Consider the following 24635-nt stretch of genomic DNA (forward strand, 5'->3'; position numbering starts at 1 on the left):
ACCTGCCAAGATAGCGCAATGCAATTACTCGGGATTCTGGCTTTTGTCGTTGCGCTCCTATTTTCAGTGATGGTCCACGAATTCGGACACTTCATTACTGCGAAGCATTTTGGTATGCGGGTGAGCGAGTTTTTCCTTGGATTCGGAACGAAAATCTGGTCCACGGTCCGTGGCGAGACTGAATTCGGTATAAAGGCCATTCCAGCCGGAGGGTACTGCCGTATCGAAGGGATGTCGCCGAGTGAAGGTCTCATCGGGGGCGAGCGAGATTTCTACCGTGCCAAAGGAAGTCGAAAGCTAATAGTTCTTGGGGCGGGCTCTTTTCTACACTTCGTCCTTGGCTATGTGCTGCTTCTCATTCTCTTTATAGGTATAGGCACTTCGCAAGCGACCTCTACTATCGCCCAAATTAGTCCATGTGTCCCTCCTGCCACTGGCAATCAAGCCTGCACCTCGTCTTCACCTGTTTCCCCGGCCAAGGCGGCGGGATTAAAGGCAGGTGACACGATTGTTTCAATCAACGGCAAGCCGATTACAAAGTGGTCAAGCGATGTTGAGATCATTCGCAAATCCGCCGGTGTCCCACTTCTCTTCGGAATAAATCGCGGAAGCAAAATCGTCCAGAATTCGACTTCATTGGGGTTGCCCGATCTGGAAATATCTATAACTCCACATGCGAGAGTCGTCAGCGGCAAGACCATTGGCTTTATCGGCATCTTCAATGAGTATGCACTCGTCCGCAGCGACCCTTTCACCGCAGTAAAGCAATCGGCAATCACGACTGGAAATTTCATTTCGGCCTCGGTCAAGTCCCTCATCTCCCTTCCGACCAAAGTTCCCGAACTTTGGTCTCAGACCGTTGGAGGCAAAGCGAGAGACCCTGAAGGTCTTGTCGGAGTTGTCGGAGTTGCTCGTGTATCCGGCGAGGCAGTCGGAAGTTCAAAACTTTCTCTCTCCGAACGTCTTGCTACCTTCATCCTCATCATCGCCAGCCTCAATTTCTTTGTGGGCATTTTCAATCTTCTGCCACTTCTGCCTCTCGATGGAGGTCATATGGCGGTGGCTATCGCGGACGAAGTAAGAGCGTTTATCGCCCGGCTCCGCGGTCGCTCTCGACCGCCTGCCATTGATGTCGCGGTTCTGACTCCAATCACGATGATCGTCTTTGTCCTTCTTGTTGGGCTCACCCTTCTTCTCCTGGTGGCGGACATCGTCAATCCGATTAACATCAATCTGTAAGCGTCTGCAGGAGTCGCAAGGTGAAGGGAACCGCCAAGTAGGGCAGAATGCATACATGGTTGACTTAGGGATTCCTTCAGCGCCTCCGCCTACACTCTCGTCGCGCCGAAAGACCCGCCAACTTCGGGTCGGAAGCGTCATGGTCGGAAGTGATTCACCAGTCAGTGTGCAGTCGATGTGTACAACTTTGACCTCAGATGTCAACGCAACTCTGCAACAGATTGCCGAACTTACGGCTGCTGGATGCCAGATAGTCCGGGTTGCAGTTCCAAGCCAAGATGACGCGGATGCGCTCGCTCACATTGCCAAGCATTCACAAATCCCAGTTATTGCAGATATTCACTTTCAACCCAAATATATTTTTGCCGCCATCGATGCGGGATGTGCTGCGGTACGAGTAAATCCTGGGAATATCAAACAATTTGATGACAAAGTCAAGGAAGTCGCAAAGGCGGCTGGTGATGCTGGAATTCCAATTCGCATCGGCGTAAATGCCGGCTCCCTTGATCCCCGCTTACTCGCCAAGTATGGAAAAGCGACCCCAGAGGCATTAGTCGAATCTGCCCTCTGGGAGTGCTCCTTATTCGAAGAGCACGGTTTTCACGACATAAAGATCTCGGTCAAACACCACGATCCCGTGACCATGGTGAGTGCATATCGCCTGCTTGCTCAGAAGTGTGACTACCCACTTCACCTCGGTGTTACGGAAGCCGGTCCTCTCTTTCAAGGAACCATTAAATCGGCCACGGCATTTGGCATTCTTCTAGCTGAGGGAATCGGGGACACAATCCGGGTTTCGCTATCGGCTCCGCCAGTTGAAGAAGTTAAAGTTGGCATCTCAATTCTTGAATCCCTCAATTTGCGTCAACGTAAATTGGAAATCGTCTCCTGCCCATCCTGCGGACGAGCTCAGGTGGATGTTTATAGCTTGGCGGAGAAAGTCCAAGCGGGCCTGGAAGGAATGACGGTTCCACTTCGCGTTGCCGTAATGGGATGCGTTGTCAATGGACCGGGTGAAGCACGGGAAGCTGACCTAGGGGTCGCTTCCGGAAATGGAAAGGGACAGATCTTCGTCAAGGGCGTTGTGATCAAGACAGTACCTGAAGCCCAAATTGTTGAGACATTGATTGAAGAGGCGATGCGCCTTGCCGAAGAGATGGAGGCAGCAGGAGTTGCTTCGGGGCAGCCAGCGGTTGAGGTTCGCTAGTACCTATCTAGTACGTCCGCCCGATTTCCTCAGGTAGGCTCGCGCTTATGTTGCGAATGTCCACTCTTTTCTTACGCACCCTACGGGATGATCCATCTGACGCTGAAGTTGCCAGTCACCGCCTGCTTGTAAGAGCCGGTTATATCCGGCGGATTGCCGCCGGCATTTATTCATGGTTGCCACTGGGCTACATCACCTTGCGCAATATCGAACGGGTCATACGTGAAGAGATGGACGCGGCGGGCTTTCAGGAAGTCCACTTTCCTGCCCTATTGCCCAGAGAAGCATACGAAGAGACGAACCGTTGGACGGAGTACGGCCCCGACCTTTTCCGGCTCAAGGATCGTCGTGGTGCGGACTATCTTTTGGGTCCAACACACGAGGAAATGTTCACTTTGATGGTGAAGGGGGAGTACTCCTCCTACAAGGATCTGCCTCTCGCTCTTTACCAGATCCAGACGAAGTATCGGGATGAACCACGGCCACGCAGCGGAATCATTCGCGGACGAGAGTTTGTGATGAAAGATTCTTACTCTTTCGACCTTACTGACGAGGGCCTGCATGAGTCATACAACAAGCATCGCGCTGCCTACATCAAGACTTTTGATCGTCTGGGAATGCGGTACAACATAGTGAGTGCGATGTCGGGTGCCATGGGTGGATCTCGCTCTGAAGAATTCTTAGCGCCATGCCCCACTGGTGAAGACACGTACGTTCTTTGTGAGAAGTGCGGGTATGCGGCAAATGTTGAAGCGATGAAGACTGTGATCGCCGCTGTGGATCCAGCGGGTGTTCCCGCGATGGAAATTGTTGAGACTCCGAATACGCCAACGATTGATTCTTTGGTGGCCGTCCTTAATGAGCGACATGGTGGTGGTTTCGCAGGCGCGGATACCCTGAAAAATGTTCTGCTCGTCGCGGATGGAAAGAATATTTCGGTGCTTGTTCCCGGAGATAGGGAAGTGGACCTGAAGCGTCTGCAAGCAAATCTTCCTGGCGTGCAGGACTTGCGCCTGTTCGAAGATTCTGATTTCGCAAAGAATCCAACTCTTGTCAAAGGTTATGTCGGTCCACAAAACTCACAGAGTTTTGGCCTGACGCTTTATGCAGATCCTCGCATTGCTCCAGGTACCAAGTGGGTGACGGGCGCTAACAAACACGGCTTTCATGCTCTCAATGTTGTAAACGGGCGGGATTTTAAAGTTGATGGGTATGTTGAATCTGCTGAAGTGCGTAAAGGCGACGCATGTCCAGAGTGTTCTGGGCCAGTAGTCATCGATCGCGCCATCGAAATTGGTCATATCTTCCAACTCGGGCGAAAGTACGCCGAAGCACTCGATTTGACGGTGCTTGATAGCGATGGAAAATCGCGAGTTGTGACGATGGGGTCGTATGGCATCGGGGTTTCGCGCGCAGTTGCCGCAATCGCCGAACAAACCCATGATGAATTGGGCTTGAACTGGCCAAAAGAGATTGCCCCAGCGCAGATCCATATCGTTGCAACCGGGAAGGAAGATCACCCTTTCGATGTTGCGGAAGAACTCGCCAAAGAACTGGAGAGCGCCGGCTACAAAGTGATGCTTGATGATCGTCGCGATGCCAGCCCGGGTGTGAAATTCAAGGATGCCGAATTAATCGGGAATCCAATCATTGTCGTCGTTGGCAAAGCCCTCGTGGAAGGCAAAGTCGAAATTCGCGTCCGTCGAACTGGTCAACGATCTGAGGCCCTTGTCGCAGATGCAGCGAAGAAAATAACCACACTGCTTTCATAAGCAAGGGGATAAGATGAATTTCTTTGGAGACATCCCCACCCTCACCATGATCTTCATGGGACTTGCCGCACTCAGCGCAGGATTCATTGACGCAATCGCCGGTGGTGGAGGCTTGATTCAACTTCCCGCACTTCTTATCGGACTTCCCCAATCTCCAACCGTTCAAGTTCTGGGAACAAATAAGCTCTCTTCAATATTTGGAACAACTGCGGCAGCCATTCTTTACAGAAGAAGGGTGAAACCAGATTTCATATTCACTCTCTTCATGGCCCTTCCCGCTTTGATAGGTTCAATGTGTGGTGCTTTGCTCGCCTCGTACATTCCGACTCGTGCACTAAGACCTATCGTCTTTGTTTTACTTCTCGCGGTCGGTATCTATACGTGGCTTCATCCAACCCTTGGTCATATTGAGGAGCTTCGCCATACTCACAAACGCCGCCGGTGGATTGCGATTGCTACGGGAGCGGGCATTGGTTTCTATGACGGAATTTTTGGTCCGGGTACCGGAACTTTCCTGATGGTGGTTCTTGTCGCCTTACTCGGCTTTGCTTTTCTCTCCGCTTCCTCCATTGCAAAGGTAGTCAATGTCGCAACGAATTGTGGCGCGATAATTATTTTTGGCGTGCATGGCGTCATTCTTTGGAAGGTGGGTCTGATTCTAGGTATGGCAAATATTGCTGGCGGACTCCTTGGCGCTCGAATGGCGATCCGCGGCGGGTCCACCTTTGTGCGCAAAATATTTTTATTGGTGACAGCACTTTTGATCTTCAAAGTGGGGGTCGACACCCTCGCACATTGGTAGTTGGTTGCTTTCTGGGTTATGCTCTCAATTACAACTTCATAGAAAGTGAAATTCAATGGATCTGGTCCAAGAAATAACGATTGCTATTACTTCCGCCGTGGAGTCACACGGCCTCATACTTGAAGAAGTGAGCGTTGCATCCCCGGGAAATCGACGGCTCATCACATGCGTGGTCGACAGCCTGGAAAGTATCAACCTTGATGATGTAACGGTGGCATCAAAGGAAATTTCTTCAATTCTCGATGCCGCAGATTTCCTCGGCGAGACTCCATTTACTTTGGAAGTAACCTCACCGGGCGTGGATCGCCCACTTACTCAACCCAGACATTGGCAGAAGAATTTGAATCGATTGGTCCGATCGGTAATGGTCAATGGCGAGATAGTGACTGGACGAGTCGATGTAGTTCATGACGAATCCGTCTGCGTGATTGTTGCTGGAAAAGTAGCAAAGAAAATCGAACTCCCTTTTCTGGAAATCAAGCGGGCGCAAGTCGAGATTGAATTTAATCGCAAAGGCGAGGACATCTGATGCATGTAGATATGAAGGCACTCGCATCCCTCACAATTGAACGTGACATTCCTTTCGACCGCCTCATTGGCGCAATAGAAGCCGCTGTTCTTACTGCGTACGCTCATATGCCCGAGGCGCGTGCTCATGCGTATGCCCACTTGGACCGCGAGAGCGGGGAGATCCAAATCCGAGTTCCTATTTTTGGAGATGATGGGGAAAAGATTGAAGAAGTGGTGGATCGTCCTGAAGGTTTTAGTCGAATCGCAACCTCAACGGCACGCCAACTCATTAAAGCGAAGATGCGCGAAGCAAATGATGCGGATATCGTGGGAGAGTTCACCGCGTCCGTCGGTGACGTTGTCTCCGGGGTCGTTCAGCAAGGACGAGACCCGCGCACGGTTTATGTGAACCTGGGACGAGTTGAAGGCAAGGTTCCGCCTCAGGAACAAGTCCCGGGCGAGGTCTATACCCATGGCGAGCGGATCAAATGTTTCGTCGTCGAAGTAAAACAAGGACTCAAAGGTCCCGAAGTCACGCTCTCGCGAAGTCACCCAGCTCTTGTGAAGCAGTTGTTTGCCCTAGAGGTTCCGGAGATTGCCGACAGAATTGTCGAGATCATGGCCGTGGCTCGCGAAGCTGGGCATCGGACCAAGATTGCAGTCCGAACTCATCGTGCTGGTGTGAGTCCCAAGGGTTCGCTCATCGGTCCGTTGGGCGCTCGTGCTCGCGCCGTGATGGATGAACTCCATGGCGAGAAGATCGACATCGTGGACTGGTCGGAAGACCCAGCCGTCTTTGTCGGCCACGCTCTGGCTCCGGCCCGCGTCGAGAAGGTTGAGATTGTTGATCTGGCTGCTCGTTCGGCCAAAGTGACGGTTCCGGACTATCAACTCTCCCTGGCCATTGGTAAAGACGGCCAGAATGCACGCCTTGCGGCACGATTGACGGGCTGGCGCATCGATATTCACTCCGATGTCCCAAATCCAACGCGGTCGGAGCAATAAAACCGCCCTTTTTGAAACCGTTTCGCATATCTCGCGTTGGGCAGGTAAGGTTGGCACGTTGAATTTGAGCGGACGGTGGTCATGAGCACCTCCTCTAGCAAGAGTAAAAACTTGCGGAGTTGTGTTGACTGTCGCAAACGTGAAAATCCTTCGGCGCTACTTCGTGTGGTGTGTATCGATGGAAATGTAATTCCGGATCCACAGCGCACCTCCCCAGGTCGGGGAGCGTGGGTACACCCCTTGTGTGCAGTACGAGCAGTCAAACGCGGGTCTTTTCGTTGGGCATTTAGACGAGAACAGAGCGTGGATGGCAGCGAATTACTTGCTTACATAAGTTCGGTTGAATCTAGGAAGTAACAAGTAACAACTACGAAATGGATGCGAAAGATATGACACTCAAATGAGTTCGAACCGATCATGAGGTCAGGCAACTAAGGCTCGCATCTAAGAAATTGCGGGCCAAGACAGGAGAACTGTGGCAAAGGTCCGCGTACATGAGTTAGCAAAACAACTCGGTATGGAGAGCAAGGTCGTCCTTGCGAAACTCCAGGAGATAGGCGAATTCGTCAAATCTCCATCATCGACAGTAGAGGCACCCGTTGTACGGAAGATGCTTGAACTCTTCCCAAATGCAAAGCCGCTAGAAGTTACCAAGCCCGTCAAGAAGGCCGCCGTAAAGAAGGCCACCGCAAAACCCGCAAAAGAGGAGATCACGCCAGAGGCCGCAACCGAACTCTTGGCTGAACTCGCACCTGGACTAGTTGAGCAGACCACTGCCCAACACGCCCGCGAAGCTGCAGCCGAAGCGCGACCGGTGACACCAATTTTACCAATAGCATCAACTGCAGCATCAGTCGCAATTCCCGCACCACCGGCGGCAGCCACTCCAACTGCCCCATCATTACCAGCAGCTGGCGGAGCTATCCCGCGCCCGGCAGCTCCGCGCCCGGGCAACAATCCATTTGGAACTCCGCGCCCACCGGCGCCACGCCCACCAGTGCCGCGCCCCGGCAATAATGCTTTTGGAACTCCGCGCCCACCGCAACGGCCAACTGGGCCAGGCGCGCCACGACCACCAATGTCGGGTCCGCGTCCAGGATCTGTCCGCCCTGGTTTTGCGGCACGTCCCTCTTCTTCACGTCCGGCGGGCGGAACTGGTTTTCCTTCACGCGCTGGTGGCCCATCCACCGGCGCCGCCGGAAGTCCGTACCGCACACCGAGCGCCGGGGGCGCAGCCGGAGCACCCGCCCGTCCAGCTGCTGGTCGACCACAACGTGGAAGTACGGGTGGCGCGTTTGGTAAGAATGCGAGCAAAAGCAGTAAGCGAAAGCCCAAGAGTAGAAAGGCGCTGCGCGATGAATTCGACAATATGCAGGCGCCACAACTGGGTGGCGCAGTAGTTCCACACGGTGACGGAAAGACATCTATCCGTATGCGTCGGGGAGCGTCACTTGCAGATTTTGCAGAGAAAATTAATGCCGATCCAGCCGCCCTGGTTGCGGCCCTATTCCACCTTGGTGAGATGGTCACGGCTACCCAATCAGTGGACGAAGATACTTTCGCACTACTTGGCGCTGAATTGGGTTACGTCATTCAGATCGTCAGCCCAGAGGATGAAGATCGCGAACTTCTTCAAGGATTCGATATCGACCTTGAGGGCGAACTCGCTTCTCTTGATCCATCACAGTTGGTCACGCGACCACCTGTTGTTACGGTCATGGGCCACGTCGATCACGGTAAAACTCGAATGCTCGATGCGATCCGTAAGACTGAAGTGGTTAAGAGCGAGGCGGGTGGAATCACGCAGCACATTGGCGCCTACCAAATTCACCACAATCACAACGGTCTAGATCGTGCGATTACCTTCATTGATACGCCTGGTCACGAAGCATTTACTGCAATGCGTGCTCGTGGTGCAAAGGTAACCGATATTGCGGTTTTGGTTGTTGCCGCAGATGATGGCGTGATGCCTCAGACCATTGAGGCACTCAACCATGCGCAAGCTGCAGACGTGCCAATCGTTGTTGCCGTAAACAAGATTGATAAAGAAGGTGCAAACCCAGAGAAGGTTCGCCAACAACTCACGGAGTACAACTTGGTTGCAGAGGAATACGGCGGAGACACAATCTTCGTAAACGTCTCTGCGAAGACCGGCGATGGAATTAAAGAGCTTATTGATTCCATTCTTCTTACTGCCGATGCCACTATCAATCTTCAAGCAGTTGCTGATGATGATGCTCGGGGTGTTGCAATTGAAGCCCACCTCGATCGAGGTCGCGGACCAGTTGCGACCGTCCTTATTCAGCGCGGAACACTTAAAGTTGGAGATGCAATTGTCGCTGGCGGTTCCTTCGGTCGTGTTCGTGCGATGTTGGATGAGCATGGTGATAATGTTGAAACGGCAGGACCTTCGCGACCAGTACAGGTACTGGGATTTACGTCCGTGCCAAATGCTGGGGATACCTTCCTTGTTGCCGATGAAGACCGTACGGCCCGCCAGATCGCTGAGAAGCGTCAGGCAGCAGAGCGGAACGCTCAGCTAGCCAAGGCCCGTAAGAAGGTCTCGCTAGAAGACTTCATGGAGCAGTCGAAGATCACCACACTCAATCTCATCCTCAAGGGTGATGTGAGTGGATCGGTAGAAGCGCTCGAAGATGCATTAATGCAGCTTGATGTTGGAGCCGAAGTTGATCTCCGTGTTATTCACCGCGGTGTTGGTGCTATTACGAAGAGCGACATCACTCTGGCTTCGGCATCTACTGCGGTTGTCATCGGATACAACGTGAAGCCAGAGCCGCAGACGGCAATCTTTGCCGATCAAGAGGGTGTGGATGTCCGGTTCTACTCGGTTATTTATCAAGCAATCGAAGAGGTCGAACTCGCACTCAAGGGACTGCTCAAGCCAGAGTTCGAAGAGGTTGTGCTTGGAAATGCGGAAATCCGCGAGATCTTCAAGTCGAGCAAGTTCGGAAACATCGCTGGCTCCATTGTTTTGGACGGAATCATCCGCCGAAATGGGAAAGCTCGATTGCTGCGTAAGGGTGAGATTGTCACAGATGGTTTGACTATCGAATCTCTCAAGCGATTCAAGGACGATGCAACTGAAGTCCGCGAAGGCTTCGAGTGCGGTATCGGCGTTGGGAACTTCAAGGATGTACAGATCGGTGACGTTGTACAGGTCTACGAGATGCGCGAGAAGAAGCGGGTATAACAATGGGCCAATCACATCGTTCGCAGAAAGTTGCTGACCGAATAAAAGTTGTTGTGGCGGGACTCCTTGAGGGGAAGATTAAAGATCCTCGCTTGGGGTTCGTCACAATTACGGATACGCGCGTTACTGGCGACCTACAGCATGCTTCCGTTTTTTACACAGTTCTTGGTGATGAAGAGCAGCGAGCTGCATCAGCCGCTGCTCTAGACAGTGCCAAAGGGGTCATTCGTGCGGCCCTGGGTAAAGATCTTGGAATGCGGATTACGCCTTCCATTGATTTCTTTTCTGATGCGCTGCCTGAGAGCGCAAAGGCACTTGAATCACTTCTAGAGACAGTCCATCAGCGAGATGCCGAAGTCATTGCCCTTCGTGCGAATGCTAAGTACGCAGGAGAGCCTGATCCATACAAGGCTCCCCGCGAACGAGCGGATGAAGATTGATAACTGACGGATTTCTCGCTGTAGATAAATCCGCTGGAATGACCAGTCACGATGTTGTGGCTATTGCTCGTCGCGCACTCGGTACCAAGAAAGTTGGACACGCAGGAACGCTAGATCCAATGGCCACCGGCGTCTTGGTTCTTGGTTTTGGAAATGGAACGAGGCTGCTTCAGTACATTACTGAAGGTGAGAAGGAATACGTCGCCACAATCGTCCTCGGCGCAAGCACAGTCACTGATGACGCCGAAGGTGTTCTTTTGTTTGAAGCACCAGCAGAAAAAGTTAGAGCAATTACTGATGAGCAAATTCATACGGAGCTACAGAAGATGGTTGGGCGTGTTCTGCAGCGCCCGAGTTCGGTTTCTGCGATAAAGGTAGCGGGGGAGAGGGCTCACGCGAGGGTCCGCGCGGGAGAGAGCTTTGAACTTCCAGCACGCGAAGTCCACATTTCTTCCCTAGTTGTTAAAGGAATACGGAGATTAGAACGTTTTGTTGAGGTGGATATCGAAGTTACGTGTGGAGCCGGAACCTTTATACGTGCGATAGCTCGGGATTGCGGAGAGGCTTTGGGAGTGGGTGGACATCTCAATGCGTTGCGCCGTACTCGAGTTGGAAGTTTCGGGGCTGAGTCCGCGATTTCGGTTGAATCACTCAAATCTGGTGGTTTTTCGCCCTTGCATATCGCTGATGTGGCTGCGCGGACTTTCCCTATTCGTGAATTGAATTCCGATGAGACGCGCGAACTCTCATTCGGAAGAGTCATTTCACCTAATATGACCGATCAAATCACTGCTGCCATGGAGCAGGATCGACTTATCGCGCTTCTTTTAAATGAAGAGGATAAAGCCCGACCAATCGCGGTCTTCGCGCCTCGTTCGTAACGGTTCATAAACGCTATAAGAATGGCAGAATACGCAGATGAATAGAGTGCAGTGGCGAGGCGAGCAGATATCTGGCGCAACAGTCGCTATTGGCATATTTGATGGAGTGCACCGAGGTCACCAAGCGATTCTTTCCCGGGCCAAAGAGTTAAGCAACGGTCGTAGCGTAATTGCACTCACATTTGACCCTCATCCAACCCAGGTTTTTGCACCAGAGCGGGCGCCAACTATGTTGGTATCGCTAGAACGAAGGGTGGAGTTGCTCAAGCAACACGGTGCAGATGCGGTTGTAGTTATTGATTTTGATCGAAGTTTCGCTTCCAAGTCACCTGAGGAATTTGTCTCTGAGGTACTGGTGAAGCAATTACAGATTTCTGGTGTCGTAGTCGGAGAGAATTTCACTTACGGTCACAAGGCTGCGGGGAAAGTGGCGGACTTAATTGCCGCTGGGAAACTTTACGGATTTGCCGCGGAGGAAGTTGAATTGGAAATTGCCGATGGCGACCCGATTTCATCAACTCGTATTCGCGATGCGGTGGCACATGGGGATGTTGCTACTGCTTCGCGGCTGCTGACTCGCCCTCACCGCCTTGAAGGAATAGTTGTTCACGGCGAAAAACGGGGTCGCGAGATTGGATATCCGACCGCGAATCTGGGCTATTCCTCTGCCAGTAACACCGTGCCGGCTGATGGCGTCTACGCGGGATGGCTTGAAGTAGCGGGACAACGATGGCCGTCGGCGATTTCAATTGGCACAAACCCAACTTTTGCGGGGGAGCGATCCAGTCAGGTAGAGGCCTATGCATTGGATCGAGAAGGACTGGATTTGTACGATCAAGGGGCCATCATTGATTTTGGGTGGCGCTTGCGAGATACCCTCAAATTTGACGGTCTTGAGCCACTGCTCGTTCAAATGAAGAAGGACTGCGATCAGGCTCGTATTTTGACGCATATGTGAGTCAGTTTCTGCCCCAGCTCTTCGATTTCTCTTGAGCGTGTCTGCGCTGATACCCTTAGCCGTCCACCGAGAAAGCGAGTTTCCGTGCGGCAAACCGGAAGCCCTCGTGAACAGTAGAAGGAGTACCACACATGGCACTATCGACAGAAGTTAAAAAAGAGATCATCGCGAAGTACGGAAACTCTCCTACTGACACGGGAAGTCCTGAGACCCAGGTCGCTTTGCTCTCCAAGCGCATTGAAGAGATCACCGAGCATTTAAAGACCAACAAGCATGACCACCACAACCGTCGTGGCCTGCTCCTTTTGGTTGGTCAGCGTCGCCGAATTCTTCAGTACCTCGCAAAGACAGACATCGAACGTTATAGAGCGATTATCGAAAAACTCGGTATTCGCCGCTAATACCAACGATCAACCGGGAGCAATGGTCCTCGGTAGTGGTTTACGGAACTGCCCAACTGCCAGTCTGGCTAGAGGGCAGAGGTCCGTGGGCTTCGATCGAAGATTCATTCACTCCCGTGGTTTGATCGAGAACAGGAGTGACCCATGGAGGGTCAAGAAATTCATTCATCCGTTGCTGTTATTGATAACGGAAAATATGGAAAAAGAGAAATTCGTTTTGAAACCGGCCGCATTGCGCGCCAAGCAGGTGGAAGTGCGACCGTCTATCTAGATGACGAAACAATGCTTCTCTCAGCAACAACCGCTTCCAAGACGCCAAAGGATCAGTTCGACTTCTTCCCACTTACGGTGGATGTGGAAGAGCGAATGTATGCCCTTGGCCGCATTCCAGGATCGTTCTTCCGTCGCGAAGGTCGCCCATCCGAGGATGCAATCCTTACCTGTCGACTGATTGATCGACCATTGCGTCCATCATTCGTCAAGGGTTTGCGAAATGAAGTGCAGGTTGTTGTCACTGTTATGGCACTCAATCCAGATCATATGTATGACGTAGTCGCAATCAATGCAGCTTCAATCTCAACCCAACTCGCAGGATTGCCATTCTCTGGTCCAATCGGCGGAGTTCGCGTTGCATTGATCTCAGGCCAATGGGTCGCTTTCCCAAATCATTCACAATTAGAAGACGCAGTCTTCGACATGGTTGTTGCAGGTCGTGTCATTGATAATGATGTAGCGATCATGATGGTTGAGGCAGAAGCCACGGTGAAGACCATAGAACTCATTAAGGGTGGCGCAGTCACCCCTACAGAAGAGGTCGTAGGACAAGGTCTTGAAGCAGCTAAGCCATTTATCCGCACACTCTGCGATGCACAACTTGAACTCGCCAAGTTGGCCGCAAAGCCAACCGGCGAATTCCCCGTCTTCCTGGATTATCAGAGTGATGCATACGAAGCGGTTTCCGCTATTGCCAGCGATGACCTCGCAAAGGCGCTAACGATTGCTGGAAAGCAAGATCGTGAGACCGAGACCGATCGCCTCAGCGCAATGGTTAAGGGTTCACTCGCTGAGCAATTCGTAGGTCGTGAAAAAGAAATCCCAGCAGCGTTCCGCTCACTTACCAAGAAATTGGTTCGTCAGCGCGTTCTCCGCGACAAGATTCGTATTGACGGTCGTGGTCTACGAGATATCCGTCCACTATCTGCTGAGGTCGAGGTAATTCCTCGCGTACACGGATCGGCGATTTTCGAGCGTGGAGAGACCCAGATTGTTGGAGTCACCACTTTGAACATGCTCAAGATGGAGCAACAGCTCGACACATTGAACCCGGAAAACCATAAGCGCTACATGCACAACTACAACTTTCCACCATATTCAGTGGGGGAAACTGGTCGCGTTGGTTCACCTAAGCGTCGCGAAATTGGTCACGGAGCACTTGCCGAGCGCGCGTTGGTACCAGTTCTTCCCACACGTGAAGAATTTCCATACGCAATTCGTCAGGTATCTGAAGCACTTGGTTCAAATGGTTCGACTTCAATGGGATCTGTTTGCGCTTCGACTCTTTCGCTTCTCAACGCAGGTGTTCCGCTCAAGGCACCAGTTGCAGGTATCGCAATGGGTCTTATCTCTGATGATGTTGATGGCAAGATTGAATACGTTGCCTTGACTGACATCCTTGGGGCAGAAGATGCATTTGGCGACATGGACTTCAAGGTTGCCGGTACCCGTGATTTCATAACTGCCTTACAGCTCGATACCAAGTTGGATGGAATTCCTGCTTCGGTTCTCGCCGGCGCTCTTCACCAGGCGAAGGAAGCACGTCTAGCGATTCTTGATGTCATGGCAGAAGCCATTGATACTCCGGATGAGATGAGTCCGTTTGCGCCACGCATCATCTCGATCAAGATTCCGGTTGATCAGATCGGTGCGGTTATCGGACCTAAGGGAAAGATCATCAACCAGATTCAAGATGAAACTGGCGCTGAGATCTCAATCGAAGACGATGGCACGATTTACATTGGTGCAACTGATGGACCGAAGGCAGAAGCCGCTCGTGCCCAAATTAACGCCATTGCAAACCCACAGATGCCAGAAGTTGGAGAGCGCTACCTCGGTACCGTTGTAAAACTGGCTGCCTTTGGTGCCTTTATCTCACTCCTTCCAGGAAAAGATGGCCTGCTCCACGTCTCGCAAATCCGCAAGATGCACGGTGGCAAGCGCATTGAGAATCTTGAAGAAGTACTCAAGGTGGGCGACAAGATTCAGGTTGAAATCGGTGAAATTGATCCCAAGGGAAAGCTTTCACTTATCCCAGTTCTCGAAGACACTCCTGCTGTAGCAGCTGAGTAAAGACCCTATAAATAGTGAGCGTAAAGCGCACAGTTCTATCTAGCGGCCTGCGGATCGTCACAGAGGAAGTCTCCTCGGTTCGCAGTGCTGCAATAGGTATTTGGATCAATGTTGGTTCACGTGATGAAACCCCAGCCGCTGCTGGGGCTTCTCACTTTCTAGAGCATTTACTTTTTAAAGGCACTAAGACTCGGACCGCATTGGAGATTTCTTCTTCGATTGAATCTGTCGGTGGGGAGATGAATGCCTTCACCGGCAAGGAGTACACCTGCTTCTACGCACGTGTCATCGATACCGATCTTCCGATCGCGGTTGATGTCATTTCCGATCTCATTACATCCTCACTTGTCACGGCCGCTGATGTAGATGGCGAGCGGAAAGTAGTCCTTGAGGAGATCGCAATGCGAGATGATGATCCAAGTGATCTCGTCCATGATCTCTTTGCTGATACCTACTACGGCGATACACAACTCGGTCGTTCGATCCTTGGTACCGTAGAGTCCATCAATCAGATGCCACGTAAGAATGTGTACAACTATTACAAGAAGCGCTACCTGCCACAGGATCTTGTTGTCGCCGTAGCTGGCAATATCAAACACAAGAGCGCAGTTGAAATGGTGGAAAAAGCGCTTTCGCGGGATGGATTTCTTGATGTCAAGGGAACGCCTCAAATTCGTCCAAACAATGCAATAAAGGTGCGCGAACAACAATCAGTCGGACTCATTAAGCGCAAAACAGAACAGGCGCATATGTTCTATGGAGTTGCTGGCGTTTCTCGCGAAGATGACCGTCGCTTCACTATGGGTATCCTCTCTGCGGCACTCGGGGGCGGAATGTCCTCGCGACTCTTCCAAGAGATCCGTGAAAAGCGCGGTCTTGCCTACTCTGTTTATGCGTATGCCCAACAATTTGCCGGTTCCGGTCTCCTGGGCTTTTATGCCGGATGTCACCCAACCAAGGCGGTTGAAGTTGTCGAGATTATCCGCGAAGTTCTCAATGATGTGGCTGAAAATGGAATGTCTCATGAGGAAATTGAGCGAGCAAAGGGCGCCGTAAAGGGATCGCTGGTACTCAGCCAGGAAGATTCGGGCTCCCGCATGAGCCATATTGGCAAGAGCGAGATTGTTTATGGCGAAGTCATGAGCTTTGATGAGATTCTCAAGCGGATTTCCGCAGTAACTCCCGAAGCTCTAAGGAAAGTCGCTGGCGAGATACTCGTCCAAAGACCTACCCTTGCACTTGTCGGCCCATATAAAGACACTAGCAAGTTCGAGAGAATTTTAGGAGCTTAGGTGGCAATCAAAGTCGCGGTCCTTGGCGCAAAAGGCAGGATGGGCGGAGAAGTCGTAAACGCCGTCAACGGTTCATCCGACATGATCCTCGTTGCTCAATTGGATTTAGGGGACTCTCTCGATCAAATGCTATCCGCTGGCGCTGAGGTTGTTGTTGATTTCACTACTCCAGATTCGGTCATGGGAAATCTGGAGTTTCTCATTAGCCACGGAATCAATGTAGTTGTCGGAACTACCGGGTTCGATGAAAATCGCCTCAAGCGGGTCGAATCACTTCTCGCAACTAACCCTAAAGTGGGGGTCTTGATTGCTCCCAACTTCGGCATTGGTGCGGTACTCATGATGGAATTTGCCAAGAAAGCTGCACGTTATTTTGAGTCCGCTGAAATTATTGAGTTGCACCATCCATCTAAGGTGGATGCACCCAGTGGAACATCGACTCGAACGGCCGAACTTATTACGCAGGCTCGCGCTGAAGCAGGTTCCGCGCCAATGCCGGATGCGACCAAGGTCGCACTTGACGGTGCACGTGGTGCCAAAGTGGGAGATGTGCCCATCCATTCAATTCGCCTGCGCGGCTTGATCGCACACCAAGAGGTTCTCTTCGGGGGGCCAGGCGAGACGTTGACCATCCGCCACGACTCTCTAGACCGAGCGAGTTTTATGCCAGGTGTCTTGCTTGGAATTCGCGAAGTCGGCAAGCATCAGGGAATAACTTTCGGCCTAGAGAGGTTCTTATCGTTATGACCGAGAAAACTTCGTCCACGATAACAATATACGCAGCCGACTGGTGTGGAGATTGTCGTCGGTCTAAGCGGCTCCTTGATTCTCTTAACGTGAAATACACTCTGGTTGATGTTGAAGCTGATCCATCAGCGTCGGATAAAGTCATTGAAATCAATGGCGGGTATAAGTCAATCCCGGTTATTGTTTTTCCAGACGGAACCCATCTGACCGAGCCATCGGATAACGTCCTAAAAACAAAGTTGAAGGACCTCTCAATAATCTGACTTTGAGCCGTAGTATCTTCCTAAGGCGTCGGGGGATCCTATGTCGGGTGGCAAAAAGGTATTGGTCGGTCTTCTATCGACTCTCGCGTGGCTCCTTCTCTTGATCGCGCTACTTGTGACTTCAGCAAATCTCCTAGTCAGTAACCTAAACCAGGTAGGAGACGTTGCGGCTACGGTCCTGGAAGAGGTTTCGTCAAGCCCAAATACTCTGAGTTCGATTATTGATGAGTTCACGAAGAATGCCGATCCAAATATGGCGAAAGAGATCAAGAAGAACCGCACAAAAATCGAGAGCACCATTTCCTCGCTGGGCGCGTCGTCTGATTTCCAAGAGAAGATTTCCTCAACTCTCAACCAGATATTTCAGGCTGCATTGAGTGGTGCGTCATCGGTGAACGTGGATTTCGCACCACTCGCCACATTGGTGGCCGAGAAAGTAAATGAGGCCGCGAAAAGTACGGTGATCAGCAAGAAGATTCTTGCTGATATCAAACCCACATCGGTTGACTTGAGTAAGCAGTCCACGACGATTGGGAAGGTCAAGAACTTATTGCGCCAAGGGTTATTTATCTGGGCTCTCTGGCTTGTCCTACTCGTTAGGCTATTTCTCCTCATTGGTAGAAGGCTCATGCGAATTTTTGGTGCGCATCTCATCTCTATCGGAATAATCGGCCTTGCTCTGAGATTCATGACCCCGATTCTTGCTCAAAAACTGATTGCCTCATCCGACAGCGCTCTATACGTGCAACAGATTGCCCGACAGACTCTCGAAAGAGTGCTCTCGCCCCTTATGACCTTGTCGATCATCGCAGTCGTTCTTGGGATTGCACTGATTGTGGCAACACGACTTGTTAAGAGCCATCCTGCACGATAAGCAAGCGGAGTTTAGTTCTCGCCACTCACGCGTTGTGAAATGCGATATTTAGCAATGTAATCCTGATCTAGTTCCCAACCAAGCCCTGGGCGGTCGGTCAGTTGAATATGCCCGTCCTTGAGTTTTGGTCGGTTTGCAATCAGGTTATGCCAGATGGGATCGCGCTTTGGGTGGAAATATTCGAGGTATGTTCCGTGTGGAATAGAAGCAAGCAAATGTGCCGCGACTTGCGCTTCTTCGTGGTGGGCCATCTTGACGTCGTAGACCGTAGACATCGCAGCCACCTTGCGCCATTCGGTAGGACCGCCTGACCATGAAGAATCAAAGTTGCAGTAATCGATCGAGCCAGTCTCCATGAGATCGCGACAACCTGCGGCCGAGAATTCGCTCTGTCCCGCGCAGACGGCAACTCCGCCGGCAAAGCGAACGTCACGCATTCCTCGTCGATCGTTTTGCCATTGGCAAGGTTCTTCAAACCAAAGAAGATTGTCATCTTGAACCAGGTGAGAGAAGCGGATTGCTTCCGCCGGGGTGTAGCCCTGGTTGGCATCCACTGCGATTCGGAAGTTATCTCCTCCAATGGCGCGGGCTTCCTTAAATCGTTTGGCATCTTCATCGGGAGAGAGGCCACCAATCTTAAATTTCATTCCTGCAAATTCTTCTTTGAGAAGGTATTCGACCTCTTCTTTGATTGTCAGGTCACTTCCGTAGTAGCCACCAATGGTGATCACTGGAATCTTGGAACGATAGCCGCCCCACAATTTCCATAGAGGTACATCAAGGGAGCGAGCAAAGAGATCCCAGAGCGTGACATCCAGGGATGCGCATGCGACTAGACCGAGCCTGCGATCGCGGAGAATGTTCCAAGTTGCCGGACGCGCCAACTCCCAGCAGAGTTCAATGGCGGAGGCATCTTGCCCCATCAACACTGGAGCTATCTCATCGTGAATAATTCCATCGATCTCTGCCAGCCCCGCATCTTCATCTCCGGCATATGCCTCGCCGACTAAGCCTCCTGCGGTGTAGACCCGGGTGATAATGGTCGAACGATGGGTCATTTTGTAGTGGCTCCCGCGGTATACACGCTCAAGGGGAACACGGATCTGCTCGGTCTCAATGCGTGTAATCGTGTAATCCTTCATCTCTGCCCTCGTCTTTTCGCTGGAACTATGTCATTATTCTGGTAACGGTTCCATCCTAGAAGATATGCAGGAAGTGTCAAGACTGCTTGGAGATGAAAGAGCAGTTGCGGGTATTCCTAGAAGTGCGGGGGCGGCAGTGAGTTCGAAGGAGATTGAGGGAGAGCAAGTCACTATCCGACATGTGGCCGCACGAGCAGGGGTCGCCCTCTCTAGTGTTTCGCGTACCCTAACAGGACATCCCGATGTTTCACCCGCCATGCGTCAGAAGGTGGAAGAAGCTGTTCAAGCCTTAGGCTACGAACCGGACTTGCTTGCCCAATCTCTACGAAGCGGCACGACCCGCAATATCGGTTTTATTATCCGAGACATTTCCAACCCTCTTTTCGCCTTGGTTGCAAGGGCGTGCGAGCAGGAACTACGCCGTAATGGGTATTCGATGATTCTAATGAACTCGGACGGAAGCGTGGAGACCGAATCGAAGAATCTACTACTTCTTCGACGGCGACGTGTTGATGGTGTCATTGCCTCACTCGTTGCTGAGGATTCTCCATATATAAAAAAGACAATTCTTTCGCTTCGCCGACCTCTCGTTCTACTAGATCGTGAGATGAAAGATCTCAATGCAAGCGCTGTTATCACAGATCATTACACGGGTGTGTATGAGGCGACCGCGCACCTTATAAGTCTTGGTCATGAGGATATTGCGTTTGTAACTGGCGCAGAGAATGTTTACACAACGCGTGATCGCTTGCGTGGATACAAGGCGGCTTTTAGTGACGCTGGTCGAGATGTGCCAGAAAAGTGGATGGCACTTGGCGGATTTGATGCCGAGTACGCATTGATTCACACTCGGAATTTCTTATCAAAGAATCCGCGTCCAACTGCACTTATAACCGGCGGCATTGGTTCTACCGCTGGAGCGCTCCGTGCACTCAATGAGTTGAAACTGCAAATTGGGAAAGATGTCGCCTTCGTCGCTATTGATGAGTGGCCGCTCTTTGATGTATTCATGCCACCGATTTCCTCTGTTTATCGCGACGCGAAAGCGATGGGTGGAGAAGCTGCGCATTTGATGTTGGAAATGCTCAATGGCAAGGAGCCAAGCGAATCTGTGATTGAAACAAAATTTACAGTGCGCTCCAGTACGAATGGCGGATTGTGAGACAGTGACAGGTGTAGAACAAACGCGAGGCAATCTTCTTTTTGAAGAGTTAAGCGATCTATCAACTCTTTATCGGACTAAGGAAAATCTTCACCGTTTAGAAATCCTTTTGATTGACTATTTTGCTTGTACGGCAAGTGAGGCTAAGAAGAGCCGCGTTTCACCTTCTTTGCTTTATGATGATGGAGTTATTGGCAAGAGTGCGTGGCTTGCACTTCGAGCAAGTGAAGGTGATCGCGACGACATTGATTGGACTGTCGGCACGCATCCGGGTTCGGTCGTTTGGTCGACAGTATTTTCCGTCTGTCTTCACCATGAAAAAGCCCGTGAGAATTTCGTGGAAGCAGTCCTTGTCGGCTACCGAACAAGTGCTTCGGTAGCTAGATTTCTAGGAGTTGGCCACCGATCAAAATGGCATGTCACCGGCACTACTGGGGCCTTCGCTGCTGCGAGCGCGGCGTCCGTGGCTCTTGGATATCCAAGCGCAGTGCATCAGAAGGCGTTGCGATTGACCGGTGCCAATATTGGAGCAAGCGCCCTAGCTCCACGTCAACGAGATGGAGCAGCAGGTTTCAATCGCTCTGCCGCAACGATACTAGGTACAACTGCCGCGATGGCGGCAGCGGACGGCACAGTCGCAGTCGAGAATTTGTGGGATGGGCCCTTTGGAATTTTGGAAATGTACTCTGCCTCAGATTTTCCAACTGAAGCAAGGCTCACGGTGGACGGGGTCACGACAACAAGCCTTCGACTCTTTCCCGCTACCGGTTTTGCGCAGTCGGCGGTATTGGCAGCGGCAGTTCTCGCCCGCAGAAATACTGCCGAATTGGAGTCGCTCCACGTGCATGTTGCCGAAGGCGCAATCACCTGGCTCGATGGCACGCGAGGTGGATTTTGGTGGGATGTGAAGGCGATGGTTGCGGCGGCGTGGTCATCGAAGGATCCAACAAGTCTCACGCCAAACGCTGAACTTCTGGATCGGATAGTAATTATTCCCGCATCACTTCCCATGGGTGCGGCGAGCGTGGAGGTAGTGACTTCGTCAGGTCGCGAGATAGAAACCATCACTACGCCACCTGGAGCTGATTTTGATGATCCACGTGAGGTCGATTGGATGAATACGAAATGGAGAGCACTGGTCGGGGGCCAGCTTTCCGAAGTGCAAGATATTTCAAAGGCTCTGATTGCTGGTTCGAACTCGGCTGAACTTTGGGATCGCGTAAAGAGATTGATAGATCACTAAGACAACCAACCTTCCTGCGAGCGGGTAGGTCAAACGGAAAGGGGCGCGCATGTGGAGAAATGATGCCGGCTTAGAAGACAGAAGCGTTGTTGTGACGGGCGCGGCCGGAGGAATCGGTCGTGCAGTCGTGAAAGGGTTTGCCGAGGCAGGATGCAAAGTTCTGCTCGTCGATATTCCAGGCTCCCCGATGAAAGAAGTTTTTAATACGTTACCGGGTTCGGGCCACGACATCCATGAAGTTGACCTCGTCGATATCTCGTCGCATGCCGCCATATTTGAACATGCGCAGAGAATGGCACCATTTACTGCTCTCGCCCATTGCGCAGCGGTACTTCGCCGCCGCACTACGGTTGACGAAGTTACTGAGGACGATTGGGATGTTCAGATCGATGTGAATCTCAAGGCAACATTCTTCTTGAACAGAACGGCGCGTGATTCTTTTCGCACTGCTGGCACAAAGGTCTCGCTCGCTCATTTGCATTGGAAGGGGTCCGGGTCAACTCTGTTTCACCCGGGGGCGTTGATACATCAATGATGGTGGGCGCAATGAGTGCGGAAGCGCTTGCCTCATTTATATCTCTTATTCCGATGGCTCGTCTTGGCACCCCTGACGAAATGGTGGGCGCGGTACTCTTTCTCGCTTCTGAGGCATCTTCTTTTGTGACTGGAACCGTGATGAACGTTTCTGGTGGACAGCTGATGTACTAACCGGTTTTATGACTGGTACGTCAGGTTTGGCGAAAATCGCCCCGCTGAGCGGCCCAGTAATATGTGATGTGACATCGAAAACCTTGACTTTCTCACAACCATCCTAATATCCTAGCAAACGTTTCCAGCCGAGTTTCTTCCTCAGTTCTTGGCCTTTTCGACGAGTGTAGGGACGTACATGAGCGCAATGAGAGTTCGGCAGGCAATTGTCTCCGCCTTGGCTGACGAGATGAGAGCAGATCCTTCCGTGATGGTCTTTGGCGAAGATGTTGCTGTAGCTGAAGGTCCTTTTAAAACGTCCGAGGGATTGCTCGCGGAGTTTGGGCCCCTTCGAGTTCGCGATACGCCGATTTCAGAGATGGGGTTCACGGGCGCAGCCGTTGGAGCAGCGATGTTGGGAATGAAGCCGGTCGTGGAGATCATGTTCGTTGAATTCTTAGGAGTGGCGCTCGATCAGCTCGTAACCGAGGCGGCAAAGATGCGCTATCTCAGCAACGGAGCTCTTTCCGTTCCGATGGTTGTCCGAGCCTCATGCGGCTCAGGACTTGGATTTGGAAGTCAACACTCGCAGACCCTGGAAAACTGGTTTGCCGCGACGCCGGGCCTAAAGGTTGTCAGTATCAGCGATGCGCAGTCCGCGTATAGCTTGATGCGTGCTGCGATCCAAGATCCAGACCCGGTCATGGTGCTGGAGCCCAGAATTCTTTATGCAGAGCGTGGGGAAGTTGATGTATCTCTGAAGATGGAGATTGGTAAAGCTCGTGTGCTCCGTGAAGGTAAAGAGTTCACGGTGGTATCGCTGGGACAGATGGTCAATGTCGCACGCCAGGCGATCGCTGATTCAGGTATTGATGCAGAACTCATTGATTTGGCCACAGTGGTTCCGTGGGATCGACAGACTGTTCTTGATTCGGTAAAGAAGACCGGGCGCCTGGTAGTTGTTGAAGAAGCGCCCAAGAGTGGTGGCTGGGGATCTGAAATTGTAGCGAGCGTGACTTCTCAATTATTCAGCCATTTAAAGGCTGCTCCGTTCCGAATCACAACACCGGATACGCCGGTTCCGTATAGCGGTGTTCTCGAATCGCGCTATATACCAACAGCAGAAGATATTTCCCGTCAGCTCAAAGAATCTCTTGTTAGCAATCAGACACCGAAGACGTGGTGGGAATTGGAAGGGTTGAAGTAATGAGCAACGCACTCGATCGCAGAACGGTTGTGCAGCAGGATGAGGTCGCGCAGTTTGAGCGAATGGTCGAGATTCGCGAATTCGAGGAGCAGATTAATGGGTTATTCGCTTCAGGTGAAATCCGCGGAACTACTCACCTCTGTCTTGGACAAGAGGCGCTCTCAGTCGGACTTGCAGCCGAACTGCGACCGACGGATATTGTCATGGCTACTTATCGTGGACATGGAATTGCGCTTTCACTCGGACTTACACCGGAGTCTGTTCTTGGCGAGATTATGGGAAAGACAATCGGATGTTGCGGCGGTGTTGGCGGGTCGATGCACCTTTGCGACATGAGCGTTGGACTTCTTCCAACGTCGGCGATTGTCGGTGGGGGAATTCCGATTGCTGCGGGTGCCGCACTCGCTTTCCAGACGAAAGGCACTGATAGTGTCAGTGTTTCTGTCTTTGGTGATGGTGCTACAAATATTGGCGCATTCCATGAAGGTCTGAACCTGGCCGCAATTTGGAATCTTCCGGTGATCTTCATCTGCGATAACAATATTTATGGAGAGTACAGTCGAATTCAAACCACAACCCCGATTGAAGATCTCCACCTTCGTGCCGAGAGTTACAACATGCCTCACTTCTCACTCGACGGAATGGATATTCACGCCGTTCGCAGAGGGGTGAAAGAGGCAGTGGATCGGGCGAGGAATGGCGGTGGCCCCACTCTGATTGAAGCGAAGACCTATCGCTTTGCGGGTCATTCGCGAGCGGATCAAGCCCTCTATCGTCCAGCAGGCGAGCTTGAGCTATGGCAGAAACGCGATCCCATCAAAGTAACCGAGGAAGATTTGATTGTTCGTGGTGTTTTTACCGCCGCTCGTGCAGAACAGATCAAGACCGAGATGAAGTCAACGATCGAAGGTGTTGTAGCAACGTGTAAGGCTTCGTCGGAACCAACCTTGGCATCGATGTTTGAGAATATCTGGACGCCAAAGAAGGCTGCGCACGCATGAGAATGACAATAAAGATGCCACGAGTTGGCGATACCGTCGATTCGGTCTACCTGGTCGCATGGAAGAAAGCCGTTGGCGACGATATTGCTGTTGGTGAAATGCTTCTAGAGGTTGAAACTGATAAAGCCACTGTTGAGGTCCCTTCGCCGATTTCAGGAAAAGTCGCCGAGTTACTTTTCAAAGTAGATGATGAGATTAAGACCGGAGATCCAATAGCAATTTGTGACGGTCAGTAAAACCCCGGC

General features: G+C 51.7%; 23 protein-coding genes and 1 pseudogene. 23 read left to right on the top strand and 1 reads right to left on the bottom strand.

All coding sequences use genetic code 11. The features are described 5' to 3' along the window. The first annotated feature begins 18 nt into the window (after positions 1 to 18). The 17 genes from VMW30_04065 (at position 19) to VMW30_04145 (ending at position 17948) form a co-directional block, all read left to right on the top strand. Entirely contained in the window at positions 19 to 1239 is a 1221-nt protein-coding gene (locus VMW30_04065; protein ID HUW87534.1) for a M50 family metallopeptidase, read from the top strand. 55 nt (positions 1240 to 1294) lie between these two features. Next, positions 1295 to 2446, top strand: a complete 1152-nt coding sequence (gene ispG, locus VMW30_04070) for a flavodoxin-dependent (E)-4-hydroxy-3-methylbut-2-enyl-diphosphate synthase (protein ID HUW87535.1) — start codon at positions 1295 to 1297, stop codon at positions 2444 to 2446. 47 nt (positions 2447 to 2493) lie between these two features. Continuing rightward, entirely contained in the window at positions 2494 to 4218 is a 1725-nt protein-coding gene (locus VMW30_04075) for a proline--tRNA ligase (protein HUW87536.1), read from the top strand. Between the two features lie 13 nt (positions 4219 to 4231). After that, the gene (locus tag VMW30_04080; protein HUW87537.1) at positions 4232 to 5020 is read left to right on the top strand and encodes a TSUP family transporter; all 789 of its coding nucleotides are present in this window, start codon (positions 4232 to 4234) and stop codon (positions 5018 to 5020) included. A gap of 55 nt (positions 5021 to 5075) precedes the next feature. Beyond that, entirely contained in the window at positions 5076 to 5549 is a 474-nt protein-coding gene (gene rimP / locus VMW30_04085) for a ribosome maturation factor RimP (GenBank protein ID HUW87538.1), read from the top strand. Then, the gene (gene nusA / locus VMW30_04090) at positions 5549 to 6535 is read left to right on the top strand and encodes a transcription termination factor NusA (GenBank protein HUW87539.1); all 987 of its coding nucleotides are present in this window, start codon (positions 5549 to 5551) and stop codon (positions 6533 to 6535) included. Before rimP ends, nusA begins: the two co-directional genes overlap by 1 nt. An 81-nt stretch (positions 6536 to 6616) precedes the next feature. Next, positions 6617 to 6892: a YlxR family protein gene (locus VMW30_04095; protein ID HUW87540.1), complete on the top strand. Its 276-nt coding sequence runs from the start codon at positions 6617 to 6619 to the stop codon at positions 6890 to 6892. A gap of 118 nt (positions 6893 to 7010) precedes the next feature. Next, positions 7011 to 9746 carry a translation initiation factor IF-2 gene (infB, locus tag VMW30_04100; GenBank protein ID HUW87541.1) on the top strand — a complete coding sequence of 912 codons (2736 nt, stop codon included), beginning with the start codon at positions 7011 to 7013 and terminating at the stop codon, positions 9744 to 9746. 2 nt (positions 9747 to 9748) lie between these two features. Next, positions 9749 to 10186 (top strand): 30S ribosome-binding factor RbfA, encoded by a 438-nt coding sequence (gene rbfA, locus VMW30_04105; GenBank protein ID HUW87542.1) that lies wholly within the window; start codon positions 9749 to 9751, stop codon positions 10184 to 10186. Then, positions 10186 to 11067 carry a tRNA pseudouridine(55) synthase TruB gene (truB, locus tag VMW30_04110; protein HUW87543.1) on the top strand — a complete coding sequence of 294 codons (882 nt, stop codon included), beginning with the start codon at positions 10186 to 10188 and terminating at the stop codon, positions 11065 to 11067. The genes rbfA and truB overlap by 1 nt, the downstream gene beginning before the upstream one ends. 37 nt (positions 11068 to 11104) lie before the next feature. Beyond that, positions 11105 to 12025: a bifunctional riboflavin kinase/FAD synthetase gene (locus VMW30_04115; GenBank protein ID HUW87544.1), complete on the top strand. Its 921-nt coding sequence runs from the start codon at positions 11105 to 11107 to the stop codon at positions 12023 to 12025. Positions 12026 to 12156: 131 nt separating this feature from the next. Then, positions 12157 to 12426 (top strand): 30S ribosomal protein S15, encoded by a 270-nt coding sequence (rpsO, locus tag VMW30_04120; GenBank protein ID HUW87545.1) that lies wholly within the window; start codon positions 12157 to 12159, stop codon positions 12424 to 12426. Positions 12427 to 12570: 144 nt separating this feature from the next. After that, the gene (locus VMW30_04125) at positions 12571 to 14772 is read left to right on the top strand and encodes a polyribonucleotide nucleotidyltransferase (GenBank protein HUW87546.1); all 2202 of its coding nucleotides are present in this window, start codon (positions 12571 to 12573) and stop codon (positions 14770 to 14772) included. Between the two features lie 14 nt (positions 14773 to 14786). Continuing rightward, a complete protein-coding gene (locus VMW30_04130) occupies positions 14787 to 16064 on the top strand; it encodes a pitrilysin family protein (protein ID HUW87547.1) in 1278 nt (425 codons plus the stop codon). Then, on the top strand, positions 16065 to 16811 hold the full coding sequence (dapB, locus tag VMW30_04135) for a 4-hydroxy-tetrahydrodipicolinate reductase (GenBank protein HUW87548.1): 747 nt from the start codon (positions 16065 to 16067) through the stop codon (positions 16809 to 16811). After that, positions 16808 to 17074 carry a glutaredoxin domain-containing protein gene (locus tag VMW30_04140; GenBank protein ID HUW87549.1) on the top strand — a complete coding sequence of 89 codons (267 nt, stop codon included), beginning with the start codon at positions 16808 to 16810 and terminating at the stop codon, positions 17072 to 17074. Before dapB ends, VMW30_04140 begins: the two co-directional genes overlap by 4 nt. 40 nt (positions 17075 to 17114) lie before the next feature. Then, the gene (locus tag VMW30_04145; protein ID HUW87550.1) at positions 17115 to 17948 is read left to right on the top strand and encodes a hypothetical protein; all 834 of its coding nucleotides are present in this window, start codon (positions 17115 to 17117) and stop codon (positions 17946 to 17948) included. 11 nt (positions 17949 to 17959) lie between these two features. On the opposite strand, the gene VMW30_04150 is transcribed toward VMW30_04145, so the two are convergent. After that, positions 17960 to 19090 carry a mandelate racemase/muconate lactonizing enzyme family protein gene (locus tag VMW30_04150; protein ID HUW87551.1) on the bottom strand — a complete coding sequence of 377 codons (1131 nt, stop codon included), beginning with the start codon at positions 19088 to 19090 and terminating at the stop codon, positions 17960 to 17962. A 64-nt stretch (positions 19091 to 19154) separates the two neighbouring features. Between VMW30_04150 and VMW30_04155 the strand changes: the two genes are divergently transcribed. The 6 genes and pseudogenes from VMW30_04155 to VMW30_04180 all read left to right on the top strand — a co-directional run bounded on the left by VMW30_04155 (position 19155) and on the right by VMW30_04180 (position 24626). Continuing rightward, on the top strand, positions 19155 to 20252 hold the full coding sequence (locus tag VMW30_04155; protein ID HUW87552.1) for a LacI family DNA-binding transcriptional regulator: 1098 nt from the start codon (positions 19155 to 19157) through the stop codon (positions 20250 to 20252). A 4-nt stretch (positions 20253 to 20256) separates the two neighbouring features. Continuing rightward, positions 20257 to 21495, top strand: coding sequence for an MmgE/PrpD family protein (locus VMW30_04160; protein ID HUW87553.1), 1239 nt, complete (start codon positions 20257 to 20259; stop codon positions 21493 to 21495). Positions 21496 to 21544: 49 nt separating this feature from the next. Continuing rightward, a pseudogene (locus VMW30_04165) lies at positions 21545 to 22203 on the top strand (SDR family oxidoreductase). Between the two features lie 178 nt (positions 22204 to 22381). Next, positions 22382 to 23389, top strand: a complete 1008-nt coding sequence (locus VMW30_04170; GenBank protein HUW87554.1) for an alpha-ketoacid dehydrogenase subunit beta — start codon at positions 22382 to 22384, stop codon at positions 23387 to 23389. Beyond that, positions 23389 to 24390, top strand: a complete 1002-nt coding sequence (locus VMW30_04175; protein ID HUW87555.1) for a thiamine pyrophosphate-dependent dehydrogenase E1 component subunit alpha — start codon at positions 23389 to 23391, stop codon at positions 24388 to 24390. Before VMW30_04170 ends, VMW30_04175 begins: the two co-directional genes overlap by 1 nt. Further along, on the top strand, positions 24387 to 24626 hold the full coding sequence (locus VMW30_04180; protein HUW87556.1) for a biotin/lipoyl-containing protein: 240 nt from the start codon (positions 24387 to 24389) through the stop codon (positions 24624 to 24626). The genes VMW30_04175 and VMW30_04180 overlap by 4 nt, the downstream gene beginning before the upstream one ends. The last annotated feature ends 9 nt before the right edge of the window (positions 24627 to 24635 follow it).

The sequence above is a fragment of the Candidatus Paceibacterota bacterium genome (assembly GCA_035530615.1).
Taxonomy (GTDB): Bacteria; Actinomycetota; Actinomycetes; order Nanopelagicales; family Nanopelagicaceae; genus QYPT01.